Origin of the sequence: Aeromonas sp. Prich7-2 (genome assembly GCF_017939255.1) — a bacterium.
In the GTDB taxonomy this organism is placed as follows: Bacteria; Pseudomonadota; Gammaproteobacteria; order Enterobacterales; family Aeromonadaceae; genus Aeromonas; species Aeromonas caviae.
Genome location: NZ_JAGKRI010000209.1, coordinates 1 through 380, shown reverse-complemented (window position 1 = coordinate 380; position 380 = coordinate 1). Strand labels below are relative to the sequence as shown.

Below are 380 nucleotides of genomic sequence, written 5' to 3'. Positions count from 1 at the left end.
CTGGCCATTTTTGCCGACCATATTCCCGACGAATGGATTACTGCCGCTGCCGCCTTGTCTGAAAAGGCCACTATCCGCCGACGCCGCTTACCTTCTGATATGGTCTTGTGGCTCGTCGTGGGGATGGCCTTTTTCCGCAATGAGCCTATCTCCGAGGTCGCTCGGCGCCTCAACATCTGTGCAGAAGGGTTGGCCAATGATGCCTTGCTCGCGGACAGTGCCCTGTCTCAGGCTCGTCAGCGACTCGGCAAACAGCCGCTCGAGTGGCTGTTCAAACAGTGCGCCGATGTGTGGGGGCGGGAACGTTATCCTGAAGACCATTGGCACGGTTTACAGGTCTTTGCCATCGATGGGGCCCTGTTCCGAACCCAGGATATGCC

General features: G+C 58.2%; 1 protein-coding gene. It reads left to right on the top strand.

All coding sequences use genetic code 11. The features are described from left to right. A partial coding sequence (locus tag J9892_RS20640) for a transposase domain-containing protein (RefSeq protein WP_210538827.1) occupies nt 1-380 on the top strand: 380 nt, incomplete at both ends.